Consider the following 15,925-nt stretch of genomic DNA (forward strand, 5'->3'; position numbering starts at 1 on the left):
TAACGAGCAGTGGTTCTCCCCCTTTATAAGGGGGAGCTAGAGGGGGTGCTCTTAAAAAAACCAAAAGCCGAAGCAACAGCTTCGGCTTTTTCACGTCAATCAGTCAAACAACCGATTAAACGATACGCAGACCGCCTTGAGCGATTGCGAAACGACGTGCGCGAGTGAACGAGTACGCGTTTGTGATACCTTCGCCAGTTGGACCTGCGATTGTGAACGTTGAAGTACCTTCAGCGTTGTAACCTACACCAGATAGTGTTGGACCGTTGTGAGCGAAGATAGTTGTGTTGATAGCACGACCGAACTTAGTGACGTTCTCGATGTTACCAGAGTAGATACATGCAGAGTGCTTGTTACCACGTTCAGCAGCTACTGCGCGCTCGATAGCTTCGTCGATGTTCGCACAACGAACAACTGGAAGTACTGGCATCATTTGCTCTACGTGTACTAGTGGGTGATCGTTCTCAACAACCATAACCGCTAGACGAGTCTCTGATTCAACACCGATAGACTTAAGGATTTCACCTGCGTCTTGACCAACGTGTTGCTTAACTGGGTGCCATACGCGAGCAATTTCTTGCGCAGTACATGGCTTAGCACCGTCGATTTCGTCCATAGTTAGGATTTGTGCAGTTAGCTTCTCAGCTTCTTCTGCAGAAAGAACGTAAGCGCCCGTTGCTTCTAGCTTAGCTAGGAACTCGTCAGCGACTGCATCTTCAACGAATACTTCTTTCTCACCGATACATAGTAGGTTGTTATCGAAAGATGCACCGCCGTAAACGCCAGCCGCAGCTAGGTCTAGGTTAGCAGAAGCGTCAACGATGACAGGTGGGTTACCAGCGCCAGCGCCTACACCTTTCTTACCAGATTGTAGGATTGCTTTCACTAGACCAGGACCACCTGTACCTACTAGCATGTTAACTAGTGGCGACTTAGCGATTTGGTTAAGAGTTTCTAGAGTAGGCTCTTTAACCATAGTAACTAGGTTAACTGGGCCGCCTGCTTCAACGATAGTTTTGTTGATCATGTCGATCATCATCGCAGAAACCACTTTAGAAGATGGGTGAACGTTGAACGTTACCGCGTTACCAGACGCTAGCATAGAGATAGCGTTGTTAACGATAGTTTCAGTTGGGTTAGTGACAGGAGTAACAGCACCGATAACACCGTAAGGTGCGCGCTCTTCTAGAGAGATACCGTTGTCGCCAGACCATACTTTAGTTTCTAGAACTTCAGTACCAGGAGTTTTAGCAGCCGTTAGCTGGTGCTTAGCGATCTTGTCTTCAACGCGACCTAGTTTCGTTTCTTCACGTACCATTTTCGCGAAGTCTTCAGCTTTAGCTAGAACTGCACCACGGATAGCAGTAAGGATAGCTTCACGGCCTTCTTTAGTAGAGTTTGCGTAGTATTCTACTTGTGCTTTATGAGTTGCTTCGATTGCAGCTTCAACAGTTTCGAAAACGCCTTGTGCGTTGTTGATATCGAATGACATTATAATTACCTTCTGTAAAGTATTCAGTGGCAAGCCACTTTTAAAGAGCAGGATTAAACCTGCTCCTAATCTTTATTCAATTAAGCGTCGCTATTAATTAAGCGTAAGTTTGAGCAGCTTCTTCGCCGTTCACTACGCGTAGCGTACCTAGTACTAGTGCTTCTAGCTCAACTTCACCTGGGAACTTAGTTACAGGAGCGATGAACTCAACACGCTTAGTGATTTCAGCTGTGATGTACTTGCTGTATGCGATACCACCAGTTAGAAGGATACCGTCAACCTTTTCACCGCCGAATACCGCGCCCATAGCAGCGATCTGCTTAGAAACTTGGTAAGCCATAGCGTCAGTCACTAGTTTGAACTCAGCGTCGCCAGCTTCCGCTTTCTCTTCGATTTCACGCATGTCGATGCTACCTGTGTAGCTGAATGCGCCGCCTTTACCTTGGATGAATGCTTTCATCTCAGCGTGCGTGTACTCACCGCTGAAGCAGATGTCGATTAGCTCGCGAGTTGGTAGGTCACCAGAACGCTCTGGAGTGAATGGACCTTCAGATACTGCGTCGTTTACGTCAACAGTTTGGCCGCCCATGTGAGCACCTACAGTGATACCGCCACCCATGTGACAAACGATAACGTTAACGTCTTCGTACTTCTTACCTTGGTCTTCAGCGAATTTACGCGCGATAGCTTTTTGGTTAAGAGCGTGGAAACGACCCTTACGCTTGATAGCTTTGTGACCAGAGAAAGACGCCAGCTCAGATAGCTCGTAAGTTACTGGAGCGTCAGTGAAGAATGCTTCGATGCCGTTCTCATCAGCGATCTCTTTACCAATGATGCCTGCAAGGCTAGCTGGGTGCTGGATTTGCGCTTCTAGAAGGTCTGCGATTACTGCATCGTCAACCTTGTAAGTACCGCCAGAGATTGGCTTAAGAACACCACCGCGACAAGCAACAGCGTTTAGCTCAGAAGCTTTAACGCCCGCTTCTTCTAGAGCCGCTAGAATTGCTTCTTTACGGAATTCTTTTTGGTTTGCAACAACTGCACCGAATGGCGCTAGCTCTTCAGCGCTGTGACGTAGAGTTTTTTCGAACAGTTCAGTTGTACCTTCGAAAAGACCGATTTTTGTAGACGTAGAGCCTGGGTTGATAGCTAGAATTTTCATCACTTATAAACCTAATTTAAGTTATTGCTAGTTATAATTAAGCAGACGCGTCTGCTGCTTCTTTCTGCTGGCTCATCGCCGCGACAGAACATGCAAGCGCGATAGATACTGTCTTCTCAGCTTCGCCGTCAGCGCGAGAAACTAGAACAACAGGAATACGTGCACCAAGTAGAACACCCGCCATGCTGAAACCAGCCATGTACTGAAGTGCTTTAGCAAATACGTTGCCTACTTCGATGTTTGGAACCATTAGGATATCTGCGTTGCCCGCTACTGGAGACTCGTAACCTTTAAGGTTTGCAGCGTACTGAGATACCGCGATATCTAGAGAGATAGGACCAGAAACGATACAACCTTCGATTTCACCGTTTTGGTTCATTTTTTGAAGCTCTGCCGCGTCCATAGTCGCTGGCATTTTGTCGTATGGCTTCTCTTTCGCACACAGGTTAGCTACTTTAGGCTCTTGGATGCCTACAGAGTGTGCAAGGCTCACTGCGTTCTTGATGATGCCCGCTTTTTGCTCAAGCGTTGGCATGATGTTCATTGCTGCGTCAGTGAATACGTGGAAGCTGTCGCCGCCTTCTTTAAATAGAACGCCTGCGTGGCTAAGAACGTTACCAGTACGTAGACCGTGCTCTTTCTTAAGCACTTCCTTTAGTAGAACTGAAGTGTCGATTAGACCCTTCATTAGTAGGTCGCCTTTACCTTCTGCGATTGCAGATACCGCTGCAGTAGCGATTGCTTCTAGACCATCAGCTTCGATAATGTCGAAGTTCGCTAGATCAACGTTAGCTTTTGCTGCTGCTTCGTTGATTAGCGCACGCTCACCAACAAGAATCACGTCAGCCATTCCTTCTTGGAATGCGTTGTTTGCTGCGTCTAGCGTTGCATCATCGTGCGCCGCTGCAACAACCATGCGTTGCTTCTTACCGAACTTTTTAGCTTGCTGAATAAAGAAGTCTTTATTGTACATAGGGGCGATACCTTTTATTTAAGAAGAGAGCCACTCGCCCTCTTTCTATTATCGATAAACACTTATCTCTAAAAACAATTCGTCATTGTGGAGCAATAGAAGCGAATTATTTTGTTGGACCCTCGTGAAAGGATGGGTTGAATTTATCGTAGGTATTATCGGAATTAACGTCACTCAGTGTCAGTTTTTTTGACCGATTTACGGTAACAACTATTTGACCATGAATGATTCATAAGCATTCATATCACCAGTAGCTATGGGAGCAGATCGTGATCACAAATTTGCTTAGATTTGGCTGTCAATTTGACAAGAGAAAGGCAAAACGTAACAAGGCAGAGCTTAGGTAACACACCCTTTATACTAGGTAAGTTACCTATATAAAGTTGAGTAACACTGCGAATATCAGCGATAAATTCACAGCAATTATCTATTCGCTATTTACGATTAAAGGCCATCGAGTTGCCTATGCTCAAACCACTCATTCAGTGAATGAATGTTAATGGCACATTGTAGTGGTTTAATGATCCCGGACACCAAATTAGGTGGTAAAGTCTCCACCGTAAATGAGGTGTTCAATGACAAAACGACAACGACGTACATTTTCTCCTGAGTTCAAAGTAGATGCCGCAAGCTTGGTTCTTGATCAAGGTTACTCAATATCTGAGGCGGCACGATCCTTAGATATCGGCGATACGGCCTTACGACGCTGGGTAGATCAACTAAAGATTGAGCGCGGCGGAGAAACGCCAGCGGTTAAAGCTCTAACGCCAGAACAGCAGAAGATCCAAGAGTTAGAAGCTAGGATTAATCGCTTGGAAAGAGAAAAATCCATACTAAAAAAGGCCACAGCTCTCTTAATGTCGGACGAACTCGAACGTTCTCGCTAATTGACCAGTTGAGGGAGCATGAACCGGTCAAAGTTCTTTGTGAGCTGTTCGATGTAGCTTCTTCCTGCTACTACGAGTTTAAACAACGAAAGCCGGATGCCAATCGTATTCGGTTAGTCAGCCGAGTTAAGCAGCTCTTTAACATGAGTCGTGGCTCTGCCGGAAGTCGGACTCTTGCTTCTATGCTGCAGTCTGAAGGCTTCGATGTCGGACGCTTCAAAGTACGCAAGCTTATGCAAGAAGCCGGGCTGATGAGCAAACAACCAGGCTCGCATCGCTATAAGCAAGCTAAGCTAGAGCGACCAGATATCCCCAATCGATTGAAGCGTGAGTTCTCAGTTTCCACTCCAAATGACGTTTGGTGTGGCGATATTACTTACATCTGATCCGGTTCAAAGTGGAGTTATCTGGCTGTTGTACTCGACTTATTTAGTCGCAGAGTAGTGGGTTGGGCGCTATCAGACAAACCCAACGCAGAGTTGACTTGCAAAGCTTTGGATATGGCTTGGGAACAACGAGGACGGCCTAGCAACGTGATGTTCCACTCAGACCAAGGAAGCCAATACAGTAGCCTTAAATACCGTCAAAGGCTTTGGCGATATCGCATAACTCAGAGCATGAGTCGTCGAGGTAACTGCTGGGATAATGCTCCTATGGAGAGGCTATTTAGAAGCTTAAAAACCGAATGGATACCAGCTACTGGATACCTGACCCAAACTCAGGCAAAGAAGGATATCAGCTATTACTTGATGGATTACTACAATAGGCAACGGCCTCATCAAGCAAATGATGGGCTATCGCCAGTTACTGCCGAAAATCGGCTTAAGTTAGTGTCCGGAATTTGTTGACCACTACACATTTGTAAAGTGTAGTAGTAACGCTAGAGTAAGTTTTTTTGACGCTGAGTGAAGTGCCCCGATTCATGACCATACCCTATACTTGCCTCAGCTAATCAACGTGATTGAGAAGTTTAAGTTTCTGAATCACAAAGTAGATACACCATTGACTACTATTAAGTAAGGGTCGACGATGACAATCCAAAATCGCCTAGAAGAAAGTGTAAATAACCTAAACACTGTACTTGAAGAGCAAAAGCAACTTCTTGCTGAGCACAAAGCGAGCCAAAACTACGCTGAACGCCTACAAAACCTGCTTACTCCAACAGATGAACTAAGCACTAAAGGTGATGACCTATACATCGGTGGCTGCAAAGCAACTGATCTAATTGAACAATACGGCAGCCCGCTATTCGTACTGAGCGAAGACACTCTACGTGGCAACCTACGTCGCGTTAAGAATGCATTCGGTTCAAACTGGCCTAAGCCTGTGAACGTAATGTTCGCAATCAAATCAAACACTAACTACGCTGTTCGCGCTATCTGTAACGAAGAAGGCGTTGGTGGCGACTGTTTCGGTCCTGGTGAAGTTGAAGCAACTCACATCGCAGGTGCGGATCCAAAAACTATCGCACTAAACGGTACCGTTAAGCCTGAGCTAGCTATCCGTAAAGCAATTGAGTACGGCTACGCAATCCACCTAGACTCTTACGAAGAAATTGAAATCGTAGAGCGTATTGCGGCAGAAGTTAAGCCAAAAGAAAAAGTACGCATCGCTGTACGTCTGAAAGTTATCCCAGAAGATTTCTTCAACGACTTCGAACCAGATGCATACCCATTCCCTAACTTCATCGGCGCGATGAAATGGATCAAGTTCGGTCTACTAAAAGAAGAAGCGAAGAAAATCGTTAACCGCGTTAAAGAAATCGATGCATTCGAATTCTACGGTTTCCACACTCACCTAGGTCGTTTCTCTAAGCAACCTGAAGGTTGGGATGCGCTATACCGTGAGTACGCACGCAACGTTATCGAGATCTCTCGTGAGTGTGGCGTTCAACCATTCCAAATCGACCTTGGCGGCGGTTGGCCACGTGAGCGTGAGCCAGAGTGTCGTAGCGTTGAACACATGATGAACCGCAACACAATCGAAGACTACGCTGCTATCGTATGTAAAGGCATGCTAGAAGAATTCAACAAAGAAGGCTTCGAGATCCCACAACTATGGCTAGAACCAGGTCGTTACATCGCAGGTAACATCGGTACGCTACTAACGTCTGTATACGTAGTGAAAGATGACCAAGAGATGGACTACACCTACACAATGGTTGACGCATCTACGTACCTAGCAACGCTAGTAGAGTCTCAAGAGTCTAAGAACCCAGTTCTACCGGCTAACAAGATGACTCAGCCTCTTCAAGAGAAGACGACTGAAGTAGCGGGTCCAATCTGTATCCCATCTATCTGGGAAAGCGGTGCACGCATGCCAGCTCTAGAGCCAAAAGACGTTCTAGCTATCATGGATGTAGGTCACTACGCAGAATCTCAAGCGAGCCAGTTCAACTCTCTACCACGTCCTGCAACTGTACTAGTTAAAGACGGCGAAGCTGAACTAATCAAGCGCGCTGAAACGGTTGAAGACGTATTTGCTACGCAAATCCTTCCAGAGCGTTTCAAAAAAGCAAAAGCAGAACTTGAGAAGCAGCGTAAAGCTTAATTCTTAAGTCTTCTGGACGGACAAAAGCCTCTCAATTGAGAGGCTTTTTCGTATCTGTTGCCCAGATAATGTTACCAATAGACAAGTAACAAAAAAGCGGAGCAGTTTCCTGCTCCGCTTTTCTATAATCTCACTTTCTAACCGCGATAACCGTTAATTAAGTAGCTTGCGCGCCGCTTCCACAACAACGCGAATAGAACGCGTCTCTGCTTGTTTCAACGTATCGTGATCCGGTGTCTCTTTCTGTGTACGGTTGATGATAACGCCCGCAACACAGCCAGCTCGTAGACCTGAACTTGCACACATTGTTAGTAGCGTGGCTGATTCCATTTCAAAGTTAAGCACACCCATTCGTTGCCACTCTTCCATAGAACCTTGGAAACGACGTACTACACGACCCGAGAACGTATCATAGCGCTCTTGGCCTGGGTAGAACGTATCGCTCGATGCTGTCACACCAGTGTGCACTGTTGCACCTGCTTCAATCGCAGCTTCTTTCATTGCCGTTGCTACATCGAAATCCGCAACCGCTGGGAACTCCATTGGCGCGAAGTGTAGGCTTGCACCATCAAGGCGAACAGAGCCTGTGGTCACAATCATATCGCCCACATTCACATGTGATTGAATCGCACCTGTGGTACCAACACGCAAGAAGGTACGCACGCCAAGTTGCGCTAGCTCTTCTACAGCGATAGAGGTTGACGGACCACCGATACCTGTCGAGCAAACCACCACTGGCTTACCGTCTAATTTTGCACGATACACAGTGTACTCACGTTGGCTTGCCAAAAACTCTGGCTCATCCATCAACTCAGCGATCTTCTGAACTCGAGCTGGGTCACCTGGAATAATGGCAAGTGTTGCGCCTTGTAGATCTTCTTTATTTACTCCGAGATGGAAAACAGCTTGGGACATGGGGGACTCCTTTTGTCTCTTGGGTATGGGTTTAAGCTTATAAGATAGTGTCACCAATAAACGTACACGGATCACACTTATTTAATGCAACAGACGCAACATTTCACATTAAATCGGTTTGCATCACACTTTATTGTCGAATTTGCTCTGATATTGCACAAATTCAGTTTTTCAGCTCACAAAAAAGCCGCTCATAAACGTTAAGTCCCTGAGCGGCTATCGCCATACTAGTCGAGACTAATCCAACGAGGATTTATGACGAAGCAGTCTTAGCGCATTCAAGGTCACAATCGCCGTCGCGCCACTATCGGCTAGTACGGCGACCCAAAGCCCAGTAATACCCAGCAAGCTCGTGACAAGAAACACCCCTTTGAGACCAAGCGCAAGGGCGACGTTCTGTTTGATGTTGTTGAGCGTTGCACGTGAGAGTTCGATCATCGCTGGTAGCTCAGTTAAACGGTTGTGGGTCAGAGCTGCATCGGCGGTTTCAAGCGCGACATCAGTACCGCCTCCCATCGCAACCCCAATATTGGCCGCTTTCATTGCCGGAGCGTCATTAATACCATCTCCCACCATCGCCACTCGATGCTGGCTTGCCAGTTCATTCACATAACTCACTTTGTCCGCAGGCAACAATCGCGCTTTATAATCCATCCCAAGAGGAGAAGCGATGGATGCGGCGCTGCGTTCATTATCCCCGGTCAGCATGATAGTTCGGATACCAAGTTTGGACAGTTTTGCCACTGCCTCAGCAGTATCTGGCCTAATTTCATCTTGCCACGCAATCAGACCCTGCAGCGCCATCCCCTGCTCGGTTTCACAAAGTGCTACCACGACGGTTTTACCTTGATCCTCAAGTGCTGCAATTCGCTCTAGAGCTTCGCTAGAAATTGACACCTCAAGCTTGGAGGGGGCAGAAAGTATCCACTTCACATCTTCTAACATGCCTTCAACACCCACACCAACCAGCGCTTTTTGCTCTGAGGCAGGCAAAATCGACACACCTTTACTTTCTACATAGCGCACTAACGAGGTTGCGAGTGGATGGTTAGAACCCTGCTCAATAGACGCTGCCGCTGATAGTAGCTCGTCTTCAGACAATGAACCACTGACAATCACATCCGTCACTTGCGGTTTGCCTAGCGTTAGGGTGCCCGTTTTATCAAACGCAACGGATTCAATGTTGCCAAGCTGCTCAAGCGCCGCCCCGCCTTTAATGAGTGCACCACGTCTTGTCGCCGCAGCTAGCCCAGAAGTAATCGCGGCTGGTGTAGAAATAACGAGAGCACAAGGACAAGCAATCAATAACAGCGCAAGGCCTCGATAGACCCAGGTTTCCCAAGGCTGAGCAAACAGAAGTGGCGGCGTAATAATAACCAGCAAAGACACTAACATCATAAGCGGGGTATACCAGCGGCTAAATTTATCGAGAAAACGCTCGATCGGCGCTCGGCGTGACTCGGCTTCTTCAATAAGGTGTAAGATGCGATCAATCGCGTTCTCACCTTGCTTTGATGTCACTTTTAGGCACACGACTTTATCAGCCAACACTGCACCTGCCATGACCGTGTCACCAACCATACGCTCAACGGGAACAGATTCACCGGTAAGTGCACTTTCATCAAAGCTTGCATTGGCACTGAGAAGTTCACCATCAGCGGGCATTCTATCGCCCGGCGCGACTTCAATAATATCGCCAGGCTCGAGCAAAGCGGCACTTTTCTTTTGACGAGTGTTGTCAACAATGACCGTGGCTTCTTCTGGTACTAGCGACATTAGCGCTTGAACGCCGCTTCTTGCTCGTGAAGCAGCGAACGCTTCAAGGCGCTCGCCAATCAAAAACAGCAACAGCACCATCGCCGCTTCAACCGTTTCACCGAGATAAAGTGCACCAATCGCCGCCACACTCATCAGAGTTTCAATGGCAAAAGGCGTACCCGATTTAGCAAGCTTAATAGCTTTGGCGCCAATAGGCATAAGACCAAGGATACAAGTCAGAATAAAAAGCCACTCACTGATAACAGGATAAGTCCCTTTAAAGGCAGCGGCGATAACCATACCTGTGGATATCGCAAGGATATGTGCGTTGTCTTTAAAAGTCTTTTTCCAGCCTGTCAGCTCAGCGTCACCGTTGTTATTAACCGTGCTGCCATCTAATGCATTGAGGGTAAATCCGGCATCGGCAACAGCGGCTTCGACTTGTGAAAATAGCGCAGCATCATTGACTCTCACCACCAATTTTTCGGTAGCAAACATCACTTTTGAATTAACAACGCCTTGGATTCGACTGGTTGCAGTTTCCACTTTTCGCGCACAAGCGGGGCAATCCATGCCGGCGACTTTCCAGGACTTTAGCAGTCCAGTGGATTCGGTTGAGGGTTGGCCACTGGAGGCAGCAGGCTCTTCAGGTTCCGCGCTGCAGCAACTGTCGCCAGACTGGCAGCCTTCATCCGGACTCGCAGCGATAGTGGAAACTTGGGTGATTTTGGCTGCATCACAAGCGTCACTTACAGGACGAATAGCATTGATTTTTTGCGTACTGCACGCTTTATGTTTGTTACACATGGGACTCTCCTTTTCATATCCTTGATCCCAAGTGTAAACCTTGGAGCTAGCTCCAAGGTCAAGAACAAATTAACCAGAAAGTGTTGGTGATTCGAGCTGCTTGTCGATTTTTGATACTTCTTCGATCATCACAGGATCATGGGAGCAGAAAGGCTGTGAATTGACACTAACGATACTTGGGTCTTTGGTTTGTGTGCACTCTCCAGTTTTATGAAGCTCGGCAATATGGAAACGCAGCACAATGTAACCAAGCACACCAAACACAATGTTGCCTACGGCTTGACCATACAAAACCCCCAAGGCGCCAAACCACAGTGAGCCAAAGTAGACAAATGGCAAGGTACCGGCGGTCGCTTTTCCCAAATTGAGCGCTGTCGAGTAAAGCGGCTTCCCAAGATTATTAAATGATGTATTGGCAACAAACAGCACGCCATTAAACACGAAGGTGATCGCCACATAGGTAGCAAACGCCGCAACAACATGCGCCGCATCGCCGGTCAATGAAAACACCGCTATTAACGGGTCTTGAACTAAATAGAGCAACAAGCAAACCACCAGCGTGTAGAACGTAGTGACAATTAACGAGTTCTTTAATGTCTCTTCAACCCTATCAATTCGTGCAGCACCAAAGTTTTGGCCGACAATAGGGCCAACCGCCCCAGACAACGCAAAAATAAACGCAAAACACACTGGAATAATACGGCCAATAACCGCAAAACCAGCCACATAATCTTCACCATATTGAGCGATCGCTGTGGTAACAATAGCATTACCAATTGGCGTCGCGGTATTAGTGACAATCGCAGGTAGAGCAATGGCTAGCATGACCTTAGTATCGCGCTTCACGGAATCAAAGGTTGGTCTAGAAAGCAGCTGGTGTACTTTGATGAGCGGCATAAATGAGAAATAGAACACAGCAAATCGAGCCACTACAGAAGCCGCCGCGGCTCCCTCTACATTCCAGTTGAAGCCGAAGATAAACAACGGGTCGAGTATGGCATTAACAATACCACCCGCGAGCGTTGCCCACATCGAACGCTTTGCATCACCAGCGGCACGAAGCCCAGCGCCACTCGCCATCCCAAGGGCAATGAGTGGGGTACTAGGAAGCAAAATCCACAAGTAGGCTTCTGCACGCTCATGCGCTCGACCTTCCGCCCCAATGGCAGTGAGAAGCTCCGGTATGTACGCGCACATCAGCGCGGTCACCAAGGCACTAATAACGAAGGAAATCACTAAGACACTACTGCCAATTTCTCGCGCATAGCTGATGTTCTTAGCGCCAATGGCCTTGGACATCAATGCACCCATTGCAATGGATGTACCGATACTGACCGACGTAGCAAAGAAAGTGAGAGTGCCCGCAAAGCCCACCGCGGCGGCGAGTTCTGCTTGTCCGAGCATACTGATAAACAGCATGTCGAGTAAGTCGACAATGAAAATCGCCATGATGCCCACAGTCGATGTTCCAGACATCACCAAAATGTGGCGCATCGTTGATCCTTCAACAAACTTGGCAGATTGTTCAGCCATTGAATTCCCTTTCTGTCTACAGACGCTCTACAAACAACAAAGGGCGCCGCAGCGCCCGTTTCGAATAATAGCTAGTTTATACTGGATGTTTGAAGCATGCTTCAATGGTTTTACCAATAGCACGCAGCACATCACGACGGGTAATCACACCGACCAAACGACCGTTATCGATAACAGGATACATTTTCGGCTTACCCACTTTCATCATATCAGCCAGTTCGATAATGGAGGTATCCGGAGCGACAGACAATACCTCACGGTACATACAGTCCCCTACCGTGTGCGTGTCCTGACAGTGATAACTCACTTTTACTAACTTCTCGAGCAAATCTTGCTCAGAAATAAAACCAATCACCTGCTCTCTTTCATCAATAACAGGCCCGCCTAAATGGGTCGATTGCATCACTTTGTCGAGTGCTGCACTGAGCGACATGTCTTCCGTGAACGTGACCGTTCTTTGCGTCATATAATCTTTTACTTTTAGCGACTCCATAGCACTCTCCTTACTTCCCGATAATCAAACCTTGTACGTTCATTCTGGTGCAATCCGTCACAAGGTAGAAATGGGACTTATCGATACTATCGATAGTGAATTCCTATTACAGCGGAAACTCCTTGATTCCACTGCATTGATATTTTTAAGCGTAAGACGGTTTTTTCGATTTTGCCTATCTTATCGATAAGAATTTTGTAACAATCCCGTGAATTAGATTTTCCGTTACTGGCGCCATCATGTTCAAAAAGCTGCTTCAATCTTTATCCGATGCTGTTGAATTTCGCTCACGTATTTGGGTGGTTCACATCTCAGAATCGTTTCTTAAAGACCAATCCTTTGTGGTCAATGAGGATCAGTTTTCAAGTCCGTTATCTTGGATGAAAAGCCGCGGCTACCCGAAAACTATGCTCGACAAGGTCGAGACAATGAAGCGTTCGCAAGTACTCGTTGTTGAGCTCGGTGAAACCACTCACCAGCTTATGAGAGTGAAATAATCTCACCCTCATTATAAGCAAAGCGTAAGTTACGCTGACATCACCCAGACTTCCTCACCACGTATTTCGACAGGCCACGTTTTCACCGAGATATTAGGGTCTTCGACACACTCGCCAGAGGTTAAATCGAAATGCTGCTTGTACAATGGGGAAGCAACGCAATCTCTGCCACCTATGTCTCCCACAATCCCACGACTTAGCACAAATGCCTCACCCAAAGGATCCCAATTATCAATGGCATACACCGCCTGTTCCGTTTCCGGTAAATAAAACAGAGCAAGTTGAGTTTCCCCGACCAGTGCGCCGCGCCCTTGGTATGGCGTCAAATCAGCAACATCACAAATCTTATTCCACATAATTAATCCTCCAACTGCGGGTCAACGATGGTAACAGGGATCCTCTGGCCTCGAACACGCTGATAGCCAAGGTCGGTACTTTGTTGGTCACTGTTGATAAATGGCATAAACTTGGCACGCTTCTCTTCAGATTCAATCGCTGTTTTCCATTCACACTGGTATGTGTCCACAATGTGTTGCATTTGCTTTTCAAGCTGAGCATTGATACCAAGTGAGTCTTCAATCACCACTTGTTTGAGATACTCGAGACCACCTTCTAGGCTTTCCATCCAAACCGAAGTACGCTGCAAGCGTTCGCCGGTCTTAACGTAGAACATCAACACCCTGTCGATCAAAGTGACCAACTGTTCTGTCGTTAGATCAGACGCAAGTAAATCTGCATGGCGTGGACGCATCCCGCCATTGCCACAAACATACAAGTTCCAACCATTTTCGGTGGCGATCACACCAATATCTTTGCTTTGTGCCTCGGCACATTCACGTGTACAACCTGACACCGCAAACTTGATCTTATGCGGAGCTCGAAGACCCTTGTAGCGATTTTCAAGATCGATAGCGAGACCCACTGAATCGTCGACGCCATAACGACACCACGTCGAGCCCACACACGATTTCACAGTGCGCAGCGACTTACCGTAAGCGTGGCCGGTTTCAAAGCCTGCAGAGATCAATGTGTCCCAAATTTGCGGAAGTTGCTCGACCTGAGCACCAAACAAGTCCACTCGCTGGCCACCGGTAATTTTGGTGTAGAGATCGAACTTCTGCGCCACCTCACCCAGCACGATCAATTTTTCAGGGGTAATTTCACCACCAGGGACGCGTGGAACGACTGAATAAGAGCCATCTTTTTGTAAATTCGCGAGAAACAGATCGTTTGAGTCTTGCAACCCACGATGTGAGCCTTCCAAAACATGTTCATTCCACAGTGAGGCAAACACAGAAGCCGCTGTAGGTTTACAAATGTCACAGCCTTTACCTTTACCATGCTTTTCAATCAGTTCATCAAAGCTCTTAATGGAATCCACTTGGCAGATGTGGAACAGCTCTTGTCTTGAAAATTCAAAGTGTTCACAAAGATGGTTATTGACCTCTTGTCCCATCGCCACCAGCTCTTCATCAAGAACGCTCTTCACCATGTTGGCGCAGCCGCCACAGCCAGTTCCAGCCTTAGTTTCATCTTTTAACGTCGCGAGATCATGAGCACCAGCATGAATAGCTTCGACCAAATCCCCACGGGTTACATTGTGACAAGAACAGATCATGGTTGAGGCACTTGCACCGCCAGACAATGAACTGGTATCAAACAGCAGCTCCGCTGGATGCTCAGGTAGGGTTTTCTCATTGAGATACGCTTGTAAGAGCAAATCGTAGTCGGTGGTATCTCCAACTAGAATTGCGCCTAGCAAACGGCTACTGCTTTCATCAACGATGAGCTTTTTATAAGTGCCTTGAGCGGCGTCTTGCAGCACCATCTCTTTTGCCCCGGGAGTTTGCATTTGCGCGTCACCAATTGATGCGACATCAACCCCTAGTAGTTTAAGCTTGGTGCTCATGTCCGCACCTTCAAACGTCGCCACCTTACCCATAAGCTGGTCTGCGACTGCGCGCGCCATGGCATAACCTGGTGCCACTAGTCCAAAGATACGATTTTGCCAAAGGGCACATTCACCGATTGCGTAAATAGCCTCATCACTGGTTTGGCAATGATCGTTAATCACAATGCCACCACGCTCACCAATATCTAAACTCGCCTCTCTTGCGAGTGCATCTTGGGGACGAATACCGGCGGAAAACACCACTACATCCACATCCAATGGCTCAGCATCTTTAAACACCATACGGTGATAAGCGGTTTCACCATCACAGATCTTATCGGTACCGGTTGAGGTGTGTACCTTGAGCCCGAGATCTTCAATTTTGCTCTTCAACAGACCGCCAGCACCATCATCAAGCTGCACTGGCATTAATCTAGGCGCAAACTCTACAACGTGAGTTTCAAGCCCAAGAAGCTTCAAGGCATTGGCCGCCTCAAGACCCAGCAAACCACCGCCGATAACCGCACCCGTTTTCGCTCCCTCACACGCTTTACGAATCGCAGAGAGGTCATCCAAGGTTCTATATACAAATACGTTGTCGCGATCTTTGCCTTCAATTGGCGGCACAAACGGATAAGAGCCCGTCGCTAAGACCAAGTGGTCATAACCAAGAATGTCCTCGTCATCTAGAGTGATGCGCTTACTTTGTTTATCAACGCTGGTGACACGGCTGCCGAGTACTAGCTCAACGCCATATTTTTTGTACCACTCTTCGTCTCCTAGCATCAGAGAGTCATGCGAGTTACCAGAAAACAGCGATGAAAGCTGAACACGGTCATAGGCAGCATAACGCTCCTCGCCAATCACCGTAATTCGATAATTTAAATGTCCTTGCAGGCTAATGAGATGAGCGATGAAATGATGCCCAACCATGCCATTACCGACCACAACGATATGTTCCATATCT

General features: G+C 47.3%; 11 protein-coding genes and 1 pseudogene. 3 read left to right on the plus strand and 9 right to left on the minus strand.

The genetic code is table 11. The features are described 5' to 3' along the window. Window positions 1-115 precede the first annotated feature (115 nt). The 3 genes from PG915_RS11495 to PG915_RS11505 form a co-directional block, all read right to left on the minus strand. Complete coding sequence (locus PG915_RS11495) at window positions 116-1,492, minus strand: aldehyde dehydrogenase (RefSeq protein WP_353496652.1); 1,377 nt, start codon at window positions 1,490-1,492, stop codon at window positions 116-118. A gap of 97 nt (window positions 1,493-1,589) precedes the next feature. Next, on the minus strand, window positions 1,590-2,654 hold the full coding sequence (gene buk / locus PG915_RS11500; RefSeq protein WP_353496653.1) for a butyrate kinase: 1,065 nt from the start codon (window positions 2,652-2,654) through the stop codon (window positions 1,590-1,592). Window positions 2,655-2,691: 37 nt separating this feature from the next. Further along, window positions 2,692-3,627: a bifunctional enoyl-CoA hydratase/phosphate acetyltransferase gene (locus tag PG915_RS11505; protein ID WP_353496654.1), complete on the minus strand. Its 936-nt coding sequence runs from the start codon at window positions 3,625-3,627 to the stop codon at window positions 2,692-2,694. Between the two features lie 575 nt (window positions 3,628-4,202). Here PG915_RS11505 and PG915_RS11510 point away from each other — a divergent pair. Together PG915_RS11510 and PG915_RS11515 are read left to right on the plus strand one after the other, a co-directional pair. After that, a pseudogene (locus PG915_RS11510) lies at window positions 4,203-5,362 on the plus strand (IS3 family transposase). 181 nt (window positions 5,363-5,543) lie between these two features. Continuing rightward, entirely contained in the window at window positions 5,544-7,064 is a 1,521-nt protein-coding gene (locus PG915_RS11515; protein WP_353496655.1) for a diaminopimelate decarboxylase family protein, read from the plus strand. A gap of 153 nt (window positions 7,065-7,217) precedes the next feature. Here the strand turns inward: PG915_RS11515 and udp are convergent, their stop codons facing one another. The 4 genes from udp to PG915_RS11535 all read right to left on the minus strand — a co-directional run bounded on the left by udp (window position 7,218) and on the right by PG915_RS11535 (window position 12,570). Beyond that, complete coding sequence (gene udp, locus PG915_RS11520; RefSeq protein WP_353496656.1) at window positions 7,218-7,979, minus strand: uridine phosphorylase; 762 nt, start codon at window positions 7,977-7,979, stop codon at window positions 7,218-7,220. Window positions 7,980-8,216: 237 nt separating this feature from the next. Next, window positions 8,217-10,544: a zinc/cadmium/mercury/lead-transporting ATPase gene (locus PG915_RS11525; RefSeq protein WP_353496657.1), complete on the minus strand. Its 2,328-nt coding sequence runs from the start codon at window positions 10,542-10,544 to the stop codon at window positions 8,217-8,219. Between the two features lie 69 nt (window positions 10,545-10,613). Then, window positions 10,614-12,077 carry an MATE family efflux transporter gene (locus PG915_RS11530; protein WP_353496658.1) on the minus strand — a complete coding sequence of 488 codons (1,464 nt, stop codon included), beginning with the start codon at window positions 12,075-12,077 and terminating at the stop codon, window positions 10,614-10,616. A 76-nt stretch (window positions 12,078-12,153) separates the two neighbouring features. Beyond that, entirely contained in the window at window positions 12,154-12,570 is a 417-nt protein-coding gene (locus PG915_RS11535) for a CBS domain-containing protein (RefSeq protein ID WP_353496659.1), read from the minus strand. 239 nt (window positions 12,571-12,809) lie between these two features. Here PG915_RS11535 and PG915_RS11540 point away from each other — a divergent pair, with 239 nt between their 5' ends. Next, window positions 12,810-13,067 (plus strand): hypothetical protein, encoded by a 258-nt coding sequence (locus PG915_RS11540; protein WP_353496660.1) that lies wholly within the window; start codon window positions 12,810-12,812, stop codon window positions 13,065-13,067. A 29-nt stretch (window positions 13,068-13,096) separates the two neighbouring features. Here the strand turns inward: PG915_RS11540 and nirD are convergent, their stop codons facing one another. Both nirD and nirB read right to left on the minus strand, forming a co-directional pair. After that, a complete protein-coding gene (nirD, locus tag PG915_RS11545) occupies window positions 13,097-13,423 on the minus strand; it encodes a nitrite reductase small subunit NirD (protein ID WP_353496661.1) in 327 nt (108 codons plus the stop codon). A 2-nt stretch (window positions 13,424-13,425) separates the two neighbouring features. Continuing rightward, window positions 13,426-15,921: a nitrite reductase large subunit NirB gene (nirB, locus tag PG915_RS11550; RefSeq protein ID WP_353496662.1), complete on the minus strand. Its 2,496-nt coding sequence runs from the start codon at window positions 15,919-15,921 to the stop codon at window positions 13,426-13,428. Window positions 15,922-15,925: the final 4 nt, after the last annotated feature.

This window comes from Vibrio sp. CB1-14, assembly GCF_040412085.2.
GTDB lineage: Bacteria > Pseudomonadota > Gammaproteobacteria > Enterobacterales > Vibrionaceae > Vibrio > Vibrio chaetopteri.